The sequence below is a fragment of the Zobellia sp. 1_MG-2023 genome, from assembly GCF_030549125.1.
Lineage (GTDB): Bacteria > Bacteroidota > Bacteroidia > Flavobacteriales > Flavobacteriaceae > Zobellia > Zobellia russellii.
Genome location: NZ_JAUOSY010000004.1, coordinates 515,134 through 531,764 on the forward strand (window position 1 = coordinate 515,134; position 16,631 = coordinate 531,764).

General features: G+C 37.7%; 13 protein-coding genes. 9 read left to right on the forward strand and 4 right to left on the reverse strand.

Going from position 1 to position 16,631, the window contains the following annotated elements; all coding sequences use genetic code 11:
* The first annotated feature begins 31 nt into the window (after nt 1–31).
* Nucleotides 32–982: a phosphoribosylaminoimidazolesuccinocarboxamide synthase gene (locus tag Q4597_RS11570; RefSeq protein WP_303406338.1), complete on the forward strand. Its 951-nt coding sequence runs from the start codon at nt 32–34 to the stop codon at nt 980–982.
* A 5-nt stretch (nt 983–987) separates the two neighbouring features.
* Here Q4597_RS11570 and Q4597_RS11575 read toward each other — a convergent pair whose 3' ends face one another.
* A complete protein-coding gene (locus tag Q4597_RS11575) occupies nt 988–1,644 on the reverse strand; it encodes a PolC-type DNA polymerase III (RefSeq protein WP_303406339.1) in 657 nt (218 codons plus the stop codon).
* Nucleotides 1,644–3,569: a DUF294 nucleotidyltransferase-like domain-containing protein gene (locus Q4597_RS11580; RefSeq protein WP_303406340.1), complete on the reverse strand. Its 1,926-nt coding sequence runs from the start codon at nt 3,567–3,569 to the stop codon at nt 1,644–1,646. The genes Q4597_RS11575 and Q4597_RS11580 overlap by 1 nt, the downstream gene beginning before the upstream one ends.
* Before the next feature lie 199 nt (nt 3,570–3,768).
* On the opposite strand from Q4597_RS11580, the gene Q4597_RS11585 reads away from it, so the two are divergent.
* The 5 genes from Q4597_RS11585 to Q4597_RS11605 all read left to right on the forward strand — a co-directional run bounded on the left by Q4597_RS11585 (nt 3,769) and on the right by Q4597_RS11605 (nt 9,614).
* Entirely contained in the window at nt 3,769–5,973 is a 2,205-nt protein-coding gene (locus Q4597_RS11585; RefSeq protein ID WP_303406341.1) for an FUSC family membrane protein, read from the forward strand.
* A gap of 123 nt (nt 5,974–6,096) precedes the next feature.
* The gene (locus Q4597_RS11590; RefSeq protein WP_215914360.1) at nt 6,097–6,528 is read left to right on the forward strand and encodes an Hsp20/alpha crystallin family protein; all 432 of its coding nucleotides are present in this window, start codon (nt 6,097–6,099) and stop codon (nt 6,526–6,528) included.
* A 268-nt stretch (nt 6,529–6,796) separates the two neighbouring features.
* Nucleotides 6,797–7,384 carry a DUF6134 family protein gene (locus Q4597_RS11595; RefSeq protein WP_303406342.1) on the forward strand — a complete coding sequence of 196 codons (588 nt, stop codon included), beginning with the start codon at nt 6,797–6,799 and terminating at the stop codon, nt 7,382–7,384.
* A gap of 51 nt (nt 7,385–7,435) precedes the next feature.
* The gene (gene cls, locus Q4597_RS11600; protein WP_303406343.1) at nt 7,436–8,872 is read left to right on the forward strand and encodes a cardiolipin synthase; all 1,437 of its coding nucleotides are present in this window, start codon (nt 7,436–7,438) and stop codon (nt 8,870–8,872) included.
* A 70-nt stretch (nt 8,873–8,942) separates the two neighbouring features.
* Nucleotides 8,943–9,614 (forward strand): patatin-like phospholipase family protein, encoded by a 672-nt coding sequence (locus Q4597_RS11605; protein WP_303406344.1) that lies wholly within the window; start codon nt 8,943–8,945, stop codon nt 9,612–9,614.
* Nucleotides 9,615–10,019: 405 nt separating this feature from the next.
* On the opposite strand, the gene Q4597_RS11610 is transcribed toward Q4597_RS11605, so the two are convergent.
* The gene (locus Q4597_RS11610) at nt 10,020–10,415 is read right to left on the reverse strand and encodes a response regulator (protein ID WP_215914364.1); all 396 of its coding nucleotides are present in this window, start codon (nt 10,413–10,415) and stop codon (nt 10,020–10,022) included.
* Between the two features lie 15 nt (nt 10,416–10,430).
* The gene (locus Q4597_RS11615) at nt 10,431–14,405 is read right to left on the reverse strand and encodes a chemotaxis protein CheB (protein ID WP_303406345.1); all 3,975 of its coding nucleotides are present in this window, start codon (nt 14,403–14,405) and stop codon (nt 10,431–10,433) included.
* 367 nt (nt 14,406–14,772) lie between these two features.
* Here Q4597_RS11615 and Q4597_RS11620 point away from each other — a divergent pair, with 367 nt between their 5' ends.
* From Q4597_RS11620 to Q4597_RS11630, 3 genes are all read left to right on the forward strand, one after another.
* Nucleotides 14,773–15,102 (forward strand): TerB family tellurite resistance protein, encoded by a 330-nt coding sequence (locus tag Q4597_RS11620; RefSeq protein WP_215914366.1) that lies wholly within the window; start codon nt 14,773–14,775, stop codon nt 15,100–15,102.
* On the forward strand, nt 15,099–15,470 hold the full coding sequence (locus tag Q4597_RS11625) for a TerB family tellurite resistance protein (protein ID WP_215914367.1): 372 nt from the start codon (nt 15,099–15,101) through the stop codon (nt 15,468–15,470). The genes Q4597_RS11620 and Q4597_RS11625 overlap by 4 nt, the downstream gene beginning before the upstream one ends.
* A 138-nt stretch (nt 15,471–15,608) precedes the next feature.
* Nucleotides 15,609–16,613, forward strand: a complete 1,005-nt coding sequence (locus Q4597_RS11630; RefSeq protein WP_215440121.1) for a sugar kinase — start codon at nt 15,609–15,611, stop codon at nt 16,611–16,613.
* The last annotated feature ends 18 nt before the right edge of the window (nt 16,614–16,631 follow it).

Genomic DNA, 16,631 nt, shown 5'->3' on the forward strand with positions numbered 1-16,631 from the left:
AATTTTTACAACAGAAAATTACCAATACCCAATGAGCAGTACCATTACAGATACCAATTTTGAATTTCCCGGCCAGAAAAGTGTTTATAAAGGAAAGGTGCGTGAAGTATATGAGTTAGAAAATGGAATTTTGGTTATGGTAGCTACAGACCGTTTATCTGCTTTTGATGTGGTTATGCCCAAGGGTATTCCGTATAAAGGACAGATTCTGAACCAGATTGCTACTAAAATGATGGATGCTACCAAGGATATTGTTCCTAATTGGTTAATGGCAACTCCGGACCCAAATGTTGCGGTAGGGCATGCTTGTGAGCCTTTTAAGGTGGAAATGGTGATAAGGGGATATCAGTCCGGTCATGCGACCCGGGAGTACAAATTGGGCAAACGTGTGTTGTGTGGTGTAGAAATGCCGGAAGGTATGAAGGAAAACGATAAATTTCCTGAGCCTATTATTACGCCGGCCACCAAAGCCGAAATGGGTGATCATGATGAAGATATTTCTAAAGAGGATATTCTTAAAAGAGGTATTGTCTCCAAAGAGGACTATGAGGTTCTTGAAAAATATACACGGGCCCTTTTTGAAAGAGGCACTCAAATTGCAGCAGAAAGAGGGCTAATTCTTGTGGATACCAAATATGAATTTGGGAAGACCAAAGACGGTAAAATTGTTTTGATAGATGAGATTCACACCCCTGATTCCTCGCGTTATTTTTATGCGGATACATACAAAGAGTTGCAGGAAAAGGGTGAACCTCAAAAGCAGTTGTCCAAAGAATTTGTGCGTCAGTGGTTGATTCAGAATAATTTTCAAGGTTTAGAAGGGCAGTCTTTACCCGAAATGACAGACGCGTATATTGAGTCTGTTTCTGACCGATACATAGAACTTTACGAGAATATTACCGGAGAAGTATTTGTTAAGGCAGATATATCTGATATACAGAATCGTATAGAGGGTAATGTGTTAGATTACTTAAAGAGGTAAATTTACTATTTGAGTAATTTTTTTGCGGAAAATTTCTTCTTGGTTTTTAGTTTCTGAACAATTTTAATGAAAGCAATTGCGGTAATGTAGGCATCGCCTAAAGCGGTATGCCGGTCTTTTTTTGATATATCGAATTTCTCTGCGAGTTCGTCTAAAGAGTATTGTGGCTTAACGGGAAGCAATGGAGATTTGATTAGTGTACGCTTGTACAATACCGATGTATCCAGAAATTTATTTTTCAAATCGGGCATACCATGACGATTTAGCGCATGATTGATCATATTTCTGTCAAAGCCTGCGTGATGTGCCACCAAAACCGAATTTCCAATATATTCCAAAAACAGGATCAGGGCTTCCAGTTCCGTTATACGCTCTTGTCTTTCCTCTTGTAAAATTCCGTGTATCTCTATGTTTTTGGCATGGTAAAAATGCTGGTAAAGAAACACTTCAAAACTATCGTTTACAGCAATACTATTATTCTTTAAAGATAGTGCTCCTATAGATAGAATGCGGTCTGTATCATAGTCAAAGCCGGTAGTTTCCGTGTCAAACACCACAAAACGTATTTCGGACAGGGTATAATCCACTTTCTTTTCAAACTTGGCCTCATAGTCCATCCAAAAGTCAGGATAGTTCTGTTTTCGCTTTTTGAAGAAATCCATTAGCCCAATAGGTTTGTGACCTTAAAACGAATTTTAAGAAGTTCCTGTAAATCTTTTATGGTCTTAAAACTACGCTTCAATTTTATTTTTTCTTCCTTCGTAAGTTTGTTCAAAGCAATAAAACGCCCGGAATCATTATGCAAAAGACCGTGTTTTGTCCTGAACTTTAATAGAGCCTTGGTAGCGTAGGAGCAGGCCAAAAATAGTTCTTGGTTGTTGGGTTCCAGTTCCGCAAGCTTTTCAAAGCGTTCTGCAGTATTGTTGATGGACTTTACTTGGTGAGAGAGCACTAATACCCTTGCTCCATCAATCAAAGGCATTAAGGCCCTTCGCTTTAAATCAAAAAAATCTTTGTATTCACCATCTTCTTCCACCAAAAAGCTTCTGAAAAAGCCACTGGGAGACGGACTTTGGAGTGCACCGCTTGCCAAATGCAAAAAGAAATTGGGGTATTGTTCCGTAGTTTCAAAAAGGTGAGCACTTAGCTCGTTTACCAAGTTAGAATCGCCATAAGAGAGGTTGTAATCAAAAAATATGGAGGATAAGAGTACTTGGTCCGGCCCGGGATTGGTAATCCAATGGAGTGTACGTTCTTTCCATTCCTGCAAGCTTGAGCACCATTCCGGGTTGGAAGCCATCATCTCCGCCGGACAATATTCGTATCCAATATCAAAAAGGCCCTTGGTAACGATTCTTGCCAGTGCCAAAAAATAGTCTCTTGTTTCTGTGAGTTGGTCTTCGGGTACATTTTCAAAGACCAGGGCGTTGTCCTGATCGGTGTGTAGCAATTGTTCGCTTCGGCCTTGGCTACCCATGGCCAACCATGCAAACTTAACCGGTGGAGGGGCATCCATCTTATCCAAGGCTATTTTTATAATTTGCTTGATGCAGGCATCGTTCAACTCAGAAATAATCTTGGAAGTTAAGGTGAGGGGTATATTTTGATCTAGGTACCCTTGCAGTAGATTCATGATTCTTCTGCGTACCGCCTTTAATTTTTTAAATCCGTTTGCTCTTTTTATTGCTTTTAAAAGCACTGCGGGGTTGTTGCCCAGCTCAAACATAATATCATGTTTACTAATGATACCAACGGCCTCTGTATTTGGGGTTCCGTCCATCGTAAGACATAAATGGCTGATGTCACTTTTCATCATGGCCATCTGTGCTTGGGTAACGGTCATTTTTTTTGGATACGTAATTACCGGTGAGCTCATGATATTTTTGGCCCTTGTAGTTATTGGAAAAAGACCAGTGGCGATTTTATTCCTTAAATCCTTGTCCGTTATGATGCCCACGGGAAGTTTGTCCTTTACTACTAATACGGAGCCCACCTTTTTTTCGGTCATTTTAACCGCTATGGTCTTTATGGTGGTATTCTCTGAACAGGTTATTAGTTTTTTTGAATAGGGTACGCCTTGCAAATCAAGCAATTCTTTGTCTCCTACGCCATTTTCACTGGCTTGGGGAGTGCCTTCGTAAAGCTTGCCCCTGTAACTTTTTGAATAAGGATTTCGGGTATTGGAGGCAAAGCTTTCAATTAAAAAATTACCTACTTCCTTGTAATCCTTAATGATGGGTTTAAACTCCGCTATAGGTATTGCATATAAGATGGTCTCTTCATATGCTTTGGCTCCAATTTTGTAGTTTTCATTGGCAATAAGGGGGCGTAAACCAAAAATATCACCTTCATCACACAAATCTACAACTTCATCATTGGGTTCTTTGGTAAGTACTACGGCACCTTTATGAACTACATAAAAATAGGGGTGGGCCTCTTCGTTTATGGCAAAGATTACTTCACCCTTTATCTTGTAGACAATACTTATTTCTTCAGATAGACTTTCTAGTTCCTTAATGGCTACCTCGTTAAAAGGCGGGTAGTTTTTAAGAAAATCGGCAACTCTAATGGAAATGGTATTCTTCATGCGGCAAATTTAAAGTTAAAGTTATATCAGGAATTGCATTAAAAAAAGGAAAATGCCCAAACAAATTGCATCCTTCTACACTTTCTATCCGTAGTAAGGAAGTTGCTTTGAATAAAGATTACCCTGCATATTCAAGTACGCCAAAGTTATCTTCTATCTTTGAACCGTAAAGCATGGTTTTGGATAAATGTATGGAAACATGGGAAATAGTTTAAGGGAGCTTTTTCAGTTTTTGAAAAGCACTGATTTTTCAAAAGCGGTCTTGGTGGGCGTTACGGTTAGTTTCCCTATTTTGTTGGGACTTTACTTTAATCAACTAGAAATAGGTCTTGCCGTTTGTTTTGGAGCTTTGTGGAGTGCACCCAGTAATGCTAATGGAAGCTTTAAACAAAAAATTACGGGTATACTTAGCGCTACGGTATTGGTGGTCATCATTAGTTTTATTGGGGGATATTTGAATTTGCCGGCCTATATTTTGATTCCAGTTCTAGGAGTACTTTCTTTCCTGCTTGCCTATATATCCATTTTTGGTTTTAGGGCTACTTTAGTCAGCTTTTCCGGTCTATTGGCTTTGGTTCTTAGTTTTGCCCATGAACCTCAGGTGCTTAACACCTATGAATATGCCTTTTTTGTAGGTATAGGTAGTTTGTGGTACTTGTTGGTGGTTATGGTTTGGCATTATATAAACCCTAAAGGTGAAATTGAGGAAATATTTAGGGAAACCTATCTGCTGACAGCCAAATTTTTGCGAGTTAGGGGAAAGTTGGTAGAACCAGATTCTGACCGGAAAAAATTATTGTCCGAACTGAACAAGCTACAGGAGCAGCTTATAGAAAAGCATGAAACCTTAAGGGAGATGTTAGTTCTTAACCGAAAAAGATCTCGGTATTCCGTTTACCACGGAAAACAATTACTGGTTCTGGCCCAATTGGTGGAAATGCTGGAAGCGGCAATTGCCAACCCCATTAACTATAGCCAAATGGATGTGGTCTTTAAAACGTACAGTCAATACAAAAGCGGTTTTCAAGAGCTTATTTTTAAGATCGCGGAACAGTTAGAACGTATTGCTTTTGCCGGAAGGCACGGAAAAAAATTACCACCACCAGTAGAACTACAGCCGTATTTAGATAAGATTTTGGCTAATATAAATCAACTTAAAAGTATTCCTAAAAAAGAAAATCTTAGCCCGTATTTAATGCTTCAGAATCTTTACGAGTATCAAGAGAAGCAGGTAGAGTTGCTTGGAAAAATCAATTGGTTGCGCAATGAGGCCAAAACAGAGGAATTGCAATTTATAGATGAGAGTTACGTACGTAAGTTTATAACCTTGCAAGATTACGACCTTAAAATGTTGGTTCGTAACTTTAATTTTAAATCGGCCATTTTTAGACATGCTTTGCGTTTGGCCGTTACGGTAATGGTTGGGTACAGCATAGGAACCATCTTTGACTTTCAGAAACCCTATTGGATCTTATTGACCATTATTATTATACTACGGCCTAGTTACGGGCTAACCAAGACCCGCTCAAAAGATAGGATTATAGGTACGTTAATTGGTGCTACCATTGCTTTTGTAATTGTAGCTTTGGTGCAGAATACTTATGTTTTTGGGATTCTAGGGCTGACCTCGTTGGTCATGGCCTTTTCTATGCTGCAGAGAAACTATAAGACGGCAGCTACTTTTGTTACGCTGAGCGTAATTTTTATTTATGGAATTTTATTGCCGGACATTGTTACGGTCATTCAGTTTCGGATTTTGGATACGGTTCTAGGAGCGTTGCTTTCGTTTTTTGCCACTTTGGTACTTTGGCCTTCATGGAGTTTTTTGAATATTAATGACAACTTAAGAACCTGTCTGGCGGCCAATAAAAATTTTCTAAATGAAATAGCCCTTATTTATGACCAAAAGGAAAAGGAGCCTACCGCACTGAGAATAAGCCGGAAAAAAGCATTTGAAGAGACTTCTAATCTAAGTGCCGCTTTTCAACAAATGGTTCAAGAACCCAAATCAAAACAAAAAAAAGTAAATGAGGTTTATGAACTGGTAACTCTGAGTCACTCTTTTTTATCTTCCTTGGCTTCCTTAAGTTCATATATACAGAATCATTGTACTACGGAAGCATCAGAAGGTTTTAGGTCTGCGGTAGCGCATATAATGGAAAATTTGGGTCGTACCACAGATACTTTGGCCCATATGAAAACGGAAGATAATTTTTCGCTCAAACATCACGAGAAATCTTTTAAAAGTAACCGTTCTAAGTTTAAGACAATAGCATGGGATTTTGAAAATGCCGTAAAAGTGGGGGAGGAGCGTAATTTGCAAGAGGCACATTTAATACTTGGTCAATTACGATGGTTGTTTACGCTAAGCGGTAAAATGCTGAAATTGAGTGCGGAAATCTAGTTTGTCAAAGTCCTTGTTATTTTTTTGTTAAAACCTTACACCCTGACGAATGTCATATTTTTGGTTTTGCTTCTATTTTACTTTAGCTGTACACTAATTGTTTAACTAAAAAAAGTTAAGATTATGTCACTAATTAAATTTAACAAAAGACCTTGGGGGAATCTTGTAAACCATGATTTTTTCAACAACGACGATTTTTTTAATGGAGGTTCATGGTTGGGGAAATTAGAAGAGCCGGCCATGAACGTTAAGGAAAATGACGAAAATTTTGAAATTGAACTGGCGGCACCTGGTTATGACAAGAAAGACTTTAACGTGAGCATCGATAACGGGTACCTGAACATTTCAGCAAAAAACTCCAATGTTATAGAAGAAGATGAAGATAACTATAGTCGTAGGGAGTTTAGTTATACCTCTTTTCAAAAATCACTCCGATTACCTGAAAGTGTAGCTGACGACAAAATAAAGGCAACCTACAAAGATGGTCTTCTCAAATTCAAAATTGCTAAAAAAGAAGAAGCTAAACATAGTCCGAAAAAAGTAGAGATATCATAATAAACACTAATCGTTAGAATAGCCTTCTTTTCTAAACCTGTATGCGTCCGTGTAGGTAGGTTAGATTTGAGGGCTTTCTATTTGCATAACCCTTCTAGTTGAATTTGGTTATAGGTCTTATGACCTTCATTAGGTAATGTGTCGTTATCTTATAATTAATGATTGTGATCTAAAAAAAACTTTACGTTCTTTTATGATATTTGTCAAGGGAGACCGTATTATTTAAGGTAATTTGTACTTGAGCAAATGCCTTTCTATATTTAATATTATGGTCAAATATGTAATCGGACTTGTTTTTGTTGTCAGCATTATGGGCGGCCTTATTCCCGATACGGTACTGAAATACGATATTTTAGTCAAGAACAAGCCAATTGGTAGTTTAGAAGTGAGCCGAAAGACCTTGGGTACAGTAACTACATATCAGAGTTTTACCAGCATTAAAACCAAAATTCTGACAACTATAGCGGTAGATTATAAATATGATGTAAGTTTTGACAATGACCACCTTCAAAAGGCCAACGTCAATATTTTGGTAAATCATAAGCCTCATGCGGAGACAAGCACCTTGTGGAAAGACAATCAATATCTCATCGTAAAGAATAAAAGGGAAAGTACCTTGAAAGATTCTATAGCCTATACTACAATATTGCTGTATTTTAAGGAACCAAAGCATATTGATTACTGTTACTCGGAACAAGATGGTACTATGAATACCATAGTACCCCTAGGAAACCATAGCTACAAGAAAATTAATGCTAATGGTAAAGAAAATATATACTTCTACAAAAAAGGGGTTTTGGACCATGCTACTATTGATGGAGGTGTGGTAAATTTTGAAATGCGCATAAGTGAGTAGGTCTTCCTGATAAGGTGATTTGTTTGCATTGGGCAAAATAACATTTGCAATATGACCATCGCACTTATCATTTACTTTTCATTGGCCCTCTTTTTAGTAGGTCGTTTACTGCTATATGGTATACGCCCAACAAAGACCCTAGCTTGGCTTTTAGCCATCTTTACCATATCCGTAGGCGGTATGTTGTTCTACTTCGTTCTGGGGCGTAACAGAAGAAAAAATAAGTTTTACCGCCTTAAAAAAACCGAAGAGATTTCGGCATACCTAAAAAAGGTGGAAGCATATTGTGATGATATAGACCGAAATAATGGGGAGAATGTGCCCGAGCCGATAAAAGGTCACCTTAAACTGGTAAAGCTCATTGCTAAAAACTCTAATTTTTTACCCAGTTTTGGTAACGAGCTGACCTCCTTAAAAAATGGACAGGCAACCTTTGATGCAATTTTTCAAGCTATGGAAGGAGCCCAAAAGTTTATACACGTTCAATATTATATTTTTGAGCAAGGCGAGCTGGGCGATAGGTTTCTGGCTCTCTGGCAACGAAAAATAAAAGAAGGTGTTGAAATACGTTTCCTATACGACGGTTTGGGCAGCAATACATTAAGTAAGGCCTATGTCAACCAGCTTAAGGAAGCTGGGGTAGAGGTTTTTAGTTTTTTGCCAATTCGGTTCAAAAGGCTGCTTTCATCCATTAATTATAGAAACCACAGAAAGATAGTTGTGGTTGATGGGCATACAGCTTTTACGGGCGGTATTAACGTATCGGACAAGTATATTAACGGAGACCCGATATTGGGAACATGGCACGATATGCATTTACGACTAAGAGGACCTGTAGTTAATAGCCTTCAAGCGGTATTTGCCATGGACTGGAGCTTTGCCAGTGGAAAGGACGATATGCTCACATTGTCATACTTTTCAACCATACCAAAAATTGGAAAATCAGTTGTGCAGACCGTCTCAAGCGGCCCGGATTCAGATTTTCCGTCGGTGCATCAGCTGTATTTTTCACTTATTAACGGTGCCAAAAAGTATGTCTACATTGTAAACCCGTATATTATTCCCGGAGAAGCCCTTATGGAAGCTTTACAGGTAGCCGCCTTGGGCGGGGTTGATGTCAGGATCTTACTTTCTTCCAATTCCGATAGTTTTTTGGTTAGGTGGAGTGTGCGCTCGTATTTTGAAAACTTTTTGGAAGCCGGAGTTAGAATTTATCTATATCCTGATGGCTTCTTGCACAGTAAAATCATGTTTACGGACGATGAACTGACGACTATAGGTACCGCCAACCTTGATGTGAGGAGTTTTGAACAAAATTACGAAGTCAATGTTTTGGCCTATGATAAAGAGTTGACAAGGGAGCTAAAGCGTGATTTTTTAAATGATTGCAAAATTAGCCATGAAATAAATTATAAGGAATTTACGCAACGGCCCAAGTCTGAGCGTTTTAAAGAGGGACTTGCTAAAATATTTAGTCCCGTTTTGTAGTGTCATCTATGATATGCATCATATTTTTCTAGGGATGTAGTTCCTAAATTCGCATAATAACCGTACAAAAATGAATATAGGTCTTGTACTTTCAGGAGGAGGAATTAGGGGAGTAGCACATATTGGTGCTATAAAGGCTTTGGAAGAGCACGGAATATTCCCTACACATATATCCGGCACCAGTGCCGGCGCCATAGTGGGAGCGCTCTATGCAGGAGGAGTTGGTTGGGCCGAAATATTGCATTTTTTTAAAACCATACCCCTTTTTCGTACACAAAAGTACGCCCGTAGCAAACCAGGTTTTTTAGATACGGAAAAGTACTATGACAATTTCAAGGAATTTTTCCCCAAGGATGATTTTAGTGTATTAAAGAACCCCCTCTATGTAACGGGTACCGACATTATAAAGGGTACACTCAAAATATTTCATAAAGGACAGCTCATTAGACCGGTATTGGCCTCGGCTTCCTTTCCGGGAATGTTTACCCCTACCAAAATAGGCGACGCTTATTATATTGACGGAGGTGTTCTCAATAATTTTCCCATTGAACCATTAAAGAATAAGTGCGATAAAATTATCGGGGTCTATGTAAATCCACTAAAAAAAATAAGAATGGAAGATTTAAAACATTCTTATACCGTGGTTGAGCGGGCCTATAAATTGAAGTCCGCTTCTGAATCCATGCTAAAATTCGCGGAATTTGATATGATTATTTCTCCGTGTAGTAATGATTTTGAGTAATGAAATAGATATTGTGCGGATGGTAGGTTGTCAAATTCCATATCGCTTCTTTTAATACTCTTGGTTTTCAACGGCAGATTTATATCCAATGCTGATGTTTTCATAGAATACGACCAGAAACTTTGATGGTCATACTGGGCGGTTTTTCTGAGGATGTATTTAGGGTAGCTCACTCTCCAATAGTCTAATAATCTTCAACGGGCCCTAAATCTTTGTTCTTAAGAATAGTCTAACTCCGTTTTTTTGGGTTGGCTTTTTTTTAAGGTGAAAAGAACTGCCATCCAGAAAACTAGTGCCTGTTCAGTATAACCTGGACAAGCTAAAAAAAGGATGGTTCAGACTCAAAGGTTGTCTATAAAACAAGCCCACACTATAAATATTTAAATGAACAAAGGTTAAGATAGCCTAAAGAGTAAGGTTAAAATGTTCAACCATAATCTGTTTAATAGCTAATTCGTTTAATGGCTTGTACATCATAGCATCAATTTCTGGGTACATCTCCATTTTTTCTTTATCAGATGGGATTATGGAGGTGGTCAAGAGAATAACCCTTGTGTTGATTTTAAGCGCTACATCCAATTCCTTGTATAATTCCATGAACTCCCAAGCATCCATAGTGGGCATATTAATATCCACAAATATGAGTTCGGGAAAAACTTTTGAATTCATAAGATGTTCAAGAGCTTTTTTGCCCATGGTGAAAGAGTAGACTCTTTCGGCACAATTTACGCGTCTTAAATAGGTCTCATGAATAAAGTTCGTAGCATTGTTATCATCTACAAGTACAATAGATTTTATCATAGTCTAGACAAGTTATTAATTTAGATTAAAGTGAAAGGTGCTTCCTTTTCCAATTTTGGACTCCACCCAAATTTTACCGTTATGTAGTTCCACAATTTTTTTGCAATGGGCAAGGCCAATACCGGTTCCCTCGTAATCTTCTTGGTTATGTAATCTTTTGAATACTTCAAAAATCTGTTGTTGATTTTTTGCTTCCATTCCAATACCGTTATCCTTTACGTAAATATGATGTCCTTTTGCTGAGGGCAAGGTTCCTATCTCAATTATCGGATTTCGGTTTTTATCAGTAAATTTTATTGAGTTACCAATAAGGTTAAGAAAAAGGGAGTGAAGTTCTAATTTATGTCCTGATATTTCGGGGAGGTCTTTAACCTTGATTTTTGCACCTGTATTTTTAATACGCATACGAAGGTCTTTCATTACGTTCCCTACTATAGTTTCTAGGTCTACAGGTTCTGGCCTGGTATTACTCCCTATTTTTGAATAGGCAAGTATAACCCTTACCAATTCGCCCATTCTTGACGAGGCTTCTTCTATGAAGGCCAAATACGTATTGGCCTTATCGTCTAATAAAGTTATATATTCTTCTTTAAATAGCGTTACAAAATCTCGTATGGTACGTAAGGGTTCTTGCAAGTCATGACTTGCAACATAAGCAAAACGTTCTAGCTCTTTGTTGCTTTGAGATAGGCGTTTTAAGTTAGTAATGTTTATATGACTACCAACCATTCTTATAGGTTCCCCCTTTTCACCCCATTCTATTACCTGACCTTTGCACCAAACCCATACAATGCTTCCGTTTTTATGAAAATAGCGAACTTCATTATCATAGGGTACTTCTCCTTTACTTTTAACATGGGCATCAAACGTTTCTAGCACGCCTGGAAGATCTTCTGGGTGCATGATATTTTGCCATGCTTCAGGTGTATTTTCCATTTCGTCATCTTCATACCCGAACATTCGTTTAAAAGTAGGACTCAAATACTCTGTATTTTCTTGTATATTCCAATCCCAAAAACCGGCCATGGTTATTTCAAGAACCTGTTCAAACACCATATTTTTATCAAGCAGTTCCTGCTCTAATTGAGGCATTCTTTTAATCATAGAAACATCGGTTGTAGTACCCAGCATTCTCTTGGGTTTGTGATCTTCCGTCCATTCAACTATTTTGCCTCTTAAGAACAAGGTTACATAATGACCAGCTTTATGTTTGTATCTTATTTCTACTGCATATGGGTATTTACCGTTGGTTTGCAAATGTTTTTGCATGGTATTGTCTTGGGTCTCTAGATCTTCCGGATGGGCCAGTTGGTTCCAGAACTCAGGAGTTTCTTCAACTTCATCTGCCTCGTAACCTAGAATATGGCGGATTGAGTGGCTAACGTAATAGGTATTGTTTATTAAGTTATAATCCCAAAAACTGTCTGATGTTTGCTCAAATGCAAGTAATTGATTTTTAAGCTTTTGTTCCGCAGATTTAAGTTCGTTAATGTCTACGTAACTAAGGGTTGCCCCCTCAATATTTCCGATGGAATCACGAAATGGAACTATTTTTTGCAAGAACCAACGCCCCTTTGCATCTTTCACCTCGTTTTGCTGTGAAACTCCATTTACGACTACAGCTTTAATGTCTGAAATGAAGTTTTTATAATTGGACTTATGAAATGTACTGGCAAAGTGTTCTAGAGGGCGATTAACATCACTTTCCATTAGGTTGAAATGCTTGGCAACGCTAGGGGTAAACTTTCTTATTCTCAGTTGATTGTCCAGAAAAATGGTTCCTATGTCCGTGCTTTGAAAAAGGTTGTCCAAATCTGAATTTAATAGAGCTAGCTCTTCTAATTTTTCCTGAAGTTCCGTATTTACGGTATGTAATTCTTCATTTACACTTTGTAGTTCTTCATTGGTACTTTGTAATTCCTCATTAGAAGCCAAGAGCTCTTCATTGGTAGCCTGCAACTCTTCATTGCTAGTCTCTACCTCTTCAATCATGTTTTTAAGACTTTCCCTTGTTTCTTTTAGTTCGGATTCTAATTCTATTTCCCTTGAACTATTATTTGTGCTTTCGTTCTCGTTATGAGTAGGGCTTGTTATTTTTTGTATGTCCGAAGGTTTGATGATGATTAAAAAATTCGGAGGATTGCTACTTAGGGGGTTGTTAAAGGATGCCACATGCATATTAACAATGGTGGGCTTTTTTTCAGTTGAGAAATTAAGGTTCTCGTGCCTTAAATTTTGGTTGGTTCCTGCAACTTTTCTTAAAGAGTAGCTCAAAACTGTTGCCACGTTCTCAGGAACCATTTTTAATAGGTTCATGCTAAACCCCTTGTTCGGTAAGCTTATATAATTATTGAGGTCTCCAAAAGCATCAACGATATTAAAATTACCGTCTATTAGAATAGCGGCAAGGTCTAAATTATCACTTAAGGCTTCTACCATAAGCTGCCTTGTATTTCGCTCGTAACTCATGGTTTTTAGACCAAACGGATTTTTTTGGGTTTTGTTTGGGCCGTAAGGTTGTAGACCAAGTATTTTTGCAGGTCTTATGTTACTGTAAATTTTTTGTTTCCGATGTATTTCAGCAAATGAGTTTTTCTGCCTTCCTAGAGATTCGCTACTACCTAGAACTAAGGTTCCATTTAAATTAAGTGAGTAGTGCAAAACATCAAGAACTCTGTTTTGTGCTGCAGGTTGAAGGTAAATAAGCATATTTCTGCACAGAGAAATATCCATTTTATTAAAAGGAGGGTCTTTGAGCACATTATGTTTGCTAAATATGACCATACGCCTAATGTTCTCGTTAACACGGTAATAATCTCCTTTTTTGGTGAAATTCATCGTTAGCCGTCTTTCGGAAATATTGGCAATAGTACTTTCATTGTACATACCTTTCGCAGCGTCGTTCAGATGGTTTTTTTCTATATCGGTAGCAAAAATTTTAACTACATTTTTTTTATTGTACTTTATCAGGAGTTCATTAATAATAATAGCCAAAGAATAGGCTTCTTCACCGCTGCTAACCCCAACACACCAGCATTTAATGGTATCTCCCTTTTTTTTGTTAGCTACTATTTTTGGTATGATTTCGGTGGCAAGAACATTCCAAACAGCTTCGTCTCTAAAAAAACTGGTGACCCCAACTAAAAACTCCCTTACCAGAAAATGCGCTTCTTCTGGTCTTTCAAATAAATAGTCTTTATACTCTGGAAGGGTTTCTAAACGGTTTATCCCTATCCTTCGGGCGATCATACGTACTAGGGTAGGTCTTTTGTAGTATTCAAAGTCTAATTTAGTCTGACTGTTTAAAAAGCTCAGAATTTTAACCAGTGTTTCCTCATCGTTTAGAATATGTTCCTCCAAGGAACCATAAACGGCTGGGTGTTGAAGGAATCTCTGAAGTTCTTCACCCATTTGCTCGGTAGGCAGGACAAAGTCAACCAAGTTAGTGTTGATTGCATTTTGAGGCATACTTTCAAACTCTGCTTGATCTGGGGATTGCACCATTACCATTCCGCCGTATTCCTTAATATCTCTTGCTCCGGAAGTACCATCGCTACCTGTGCCGCTTAGAATGATAGCAATAGCATTATTGGTCATTTCACGCGCCAAAGATTTAAAGAATAAATCTATAGGTAGATTTAAGGTCCTAGTGGTTGGCTTGTCTTCTAAAATTAAATAACCATCTTTAATAAAGATGTTTTTTTTAGGTGTCAAAAGGTAGATAGTCCCTGACTTTATTTTGGTTTTCTCAGTAACCTCAATAATGGGCATGTCTGTGTTCTTAGCCAAAAGCTCTCCCATTAAACTTTTGTAATCGGGACTTAAATGCTGAACAACTACAAAGCTATGGGCAAATTTTAAAGGAAGGTTGTCAAAAAAAGACTTTAATGCTTCTAATCCACCAGCACTGGCCCCTATGCCTATTATTGAGAATTTGTTTTTTAATTTATTTTGTTCTTGGTCAATACCTGAGATATTAGGTTCTATCATTTAGTAGATTGATTTCGTCTCAATAAAAGTAATGAATATCTTACAATAATATAAATGGTAAATAAATAATTTTATCCATTTTGGTAACTGTTTAATAGCAACGTTTTATAGTTCAACTAAATATGGTTTTGTTCTAGTTTCCTTTTGAATGATCTTGTTTAAAATTTACTTGGTAGAGTTTAATTAGATGTGAAGTTGTTTTTAAAACGTTAGAATCAAAATATGCATTTGCTAGTGATAGGTTGAAGGTGATTATGTCAAATCCTAAAACTTGTATGTTTTTTGCATCGAATTTTTAAAACACTAAGAGTAGCACTTTCGGATAATTCATTATATTACGGCTACTAACACAAACCATTAACAATTAATGCAACAAGAAACAAAAGCCTTTACCTTGGCAGAGAAACTGGCTATGGTACATGTTGTAAATTCTGTAATCTTAGCAGATGGACAAGTACACACTGGAGAAATCAACGCGGTAACGCAATTAATGGAACAAATTGATTTTGATAGTAATTTTATTATGCAAGCCCGAAATATTGAAAGTGAGCAGGCCATCTTAATTCTGAAACAAATGTCTCAGGAAAAGAAAAGTAATCTTGAAACTATTCTGGAGATGACCGCAATTTCAGATGGGTTTAAGCACACTACGGAAAAGACCCTTATGGCCTATATCTTCAAATCTATGAATAATTGAAACTACACACAACTATGGAAAATGGAACAGTACATAACGTACAATTTACAGAAACGGAAAAGAAAGCCATTTTTGTAATGAGCAATGAGGTTATTTTAGCAGATGGCAAGGTTCTTCCTAGTGAGCTGGCAGAAATGAAAGAACTTCAGGAAGGAATAGGAATGAGCCCTAATTTGGTTAATGAAGCCAAAGAAACCAGTACAGATGAGGCGCTAGTGGCATTGCATAACATGTCATATCCTAAAAAGAAAATTTTGGCTCAAATTCTTGAGGATATGGCCATTTCGGACAATCACCTACATGAAAACGAAATGCAGCTCATTATACAGACGTTCAAAAATATTGGTATAGGAGGGGAAACTGAGTAATTAATAGGTTTCTTGTTATTAGATGATAAATTGGTCTTTTGGATTCTTGCATACCTATGAGGCCTTGCCAGAAAATCTTTTGTAATCGGCCCTTATTATTTCCTTCACATTGGGTAATTTAGTCCCAAAATTTAGGGTATGGGACAGATTATAACATTTGGGGAGGTGTTGATGCGTATTTCTCCGCGGGGAAACAAAAAATTTATACAGTCTAATATTGTTGAGTTTTATTTTGGCGGAACCGAGCTAAATGTTGGCATTTCCATTTCCAATTTTGGTGGAGAGGTAAAGCATATTAGTGTGGTATCCGAAGATTCCATTGGAGAAACCGCACTGGCGTATATTCGCCAATTTGGTATGGATACTTCTTCTATAGTTCTTTCAAAACGCCCTTTGGGAGTATATTTTCTTGAGGTTGGAGCCGTAATTAGGCCTAGTATGATTTCTTATAATCGTTCTCACTCCGCATTTTCCGAAATTGTACCGGCAAAGGTAAATTGGGAAAAAGCCTTGGAAAAAGGGGAGTGGATGCACTGGACCGGAATAACACCAGCATTATCTCAAGGAGCCTTTGATACGCTTAAAGAGGGCTTGAAATTGGCAAGAAATAAAGGAATGGCCGTATCTGCCGATCCTACTTACCGTAGTGATTTATGGAAGTATGGACAAGACCCCAAAGAAGCCTTAACTGAACTGCTACATTATTCTACAATTTTTATTGGTGGTGTTAATGAAATAAACGAGGTATTAGGTACACAGTTTGGATATAGTAACGATGATTTCATTGAAGCTAGCAAAAAACTGATGGAAACTTTCCCCACGATTGAAAAAGTGTTCGATAAAATACGGACCTCATTAAATTCTTCTTGGCATAAAATCCGGGCTAGAATGTGGAACCGTGTTGAGTTCCGGGAAACAGAAGATTTGGACATTACCCATGTGGTGGACAGAATAGGTACAGGAGATGCTTTTGCTGCCGGATTGATATATGGTTTACAAAAATTTGATGATTATAAGGCCATGGAGTTTGGAAGCGCTGCCTGTGCCCTAAAACACACTTATGAAGGAGATGTTAACCTTGCTACGGTAAGCGAAGTAAACAATATATTGGCGGGTAATATAACGGGGCGTTTAGTGAGATAGGATAGGGAATAAGCTATT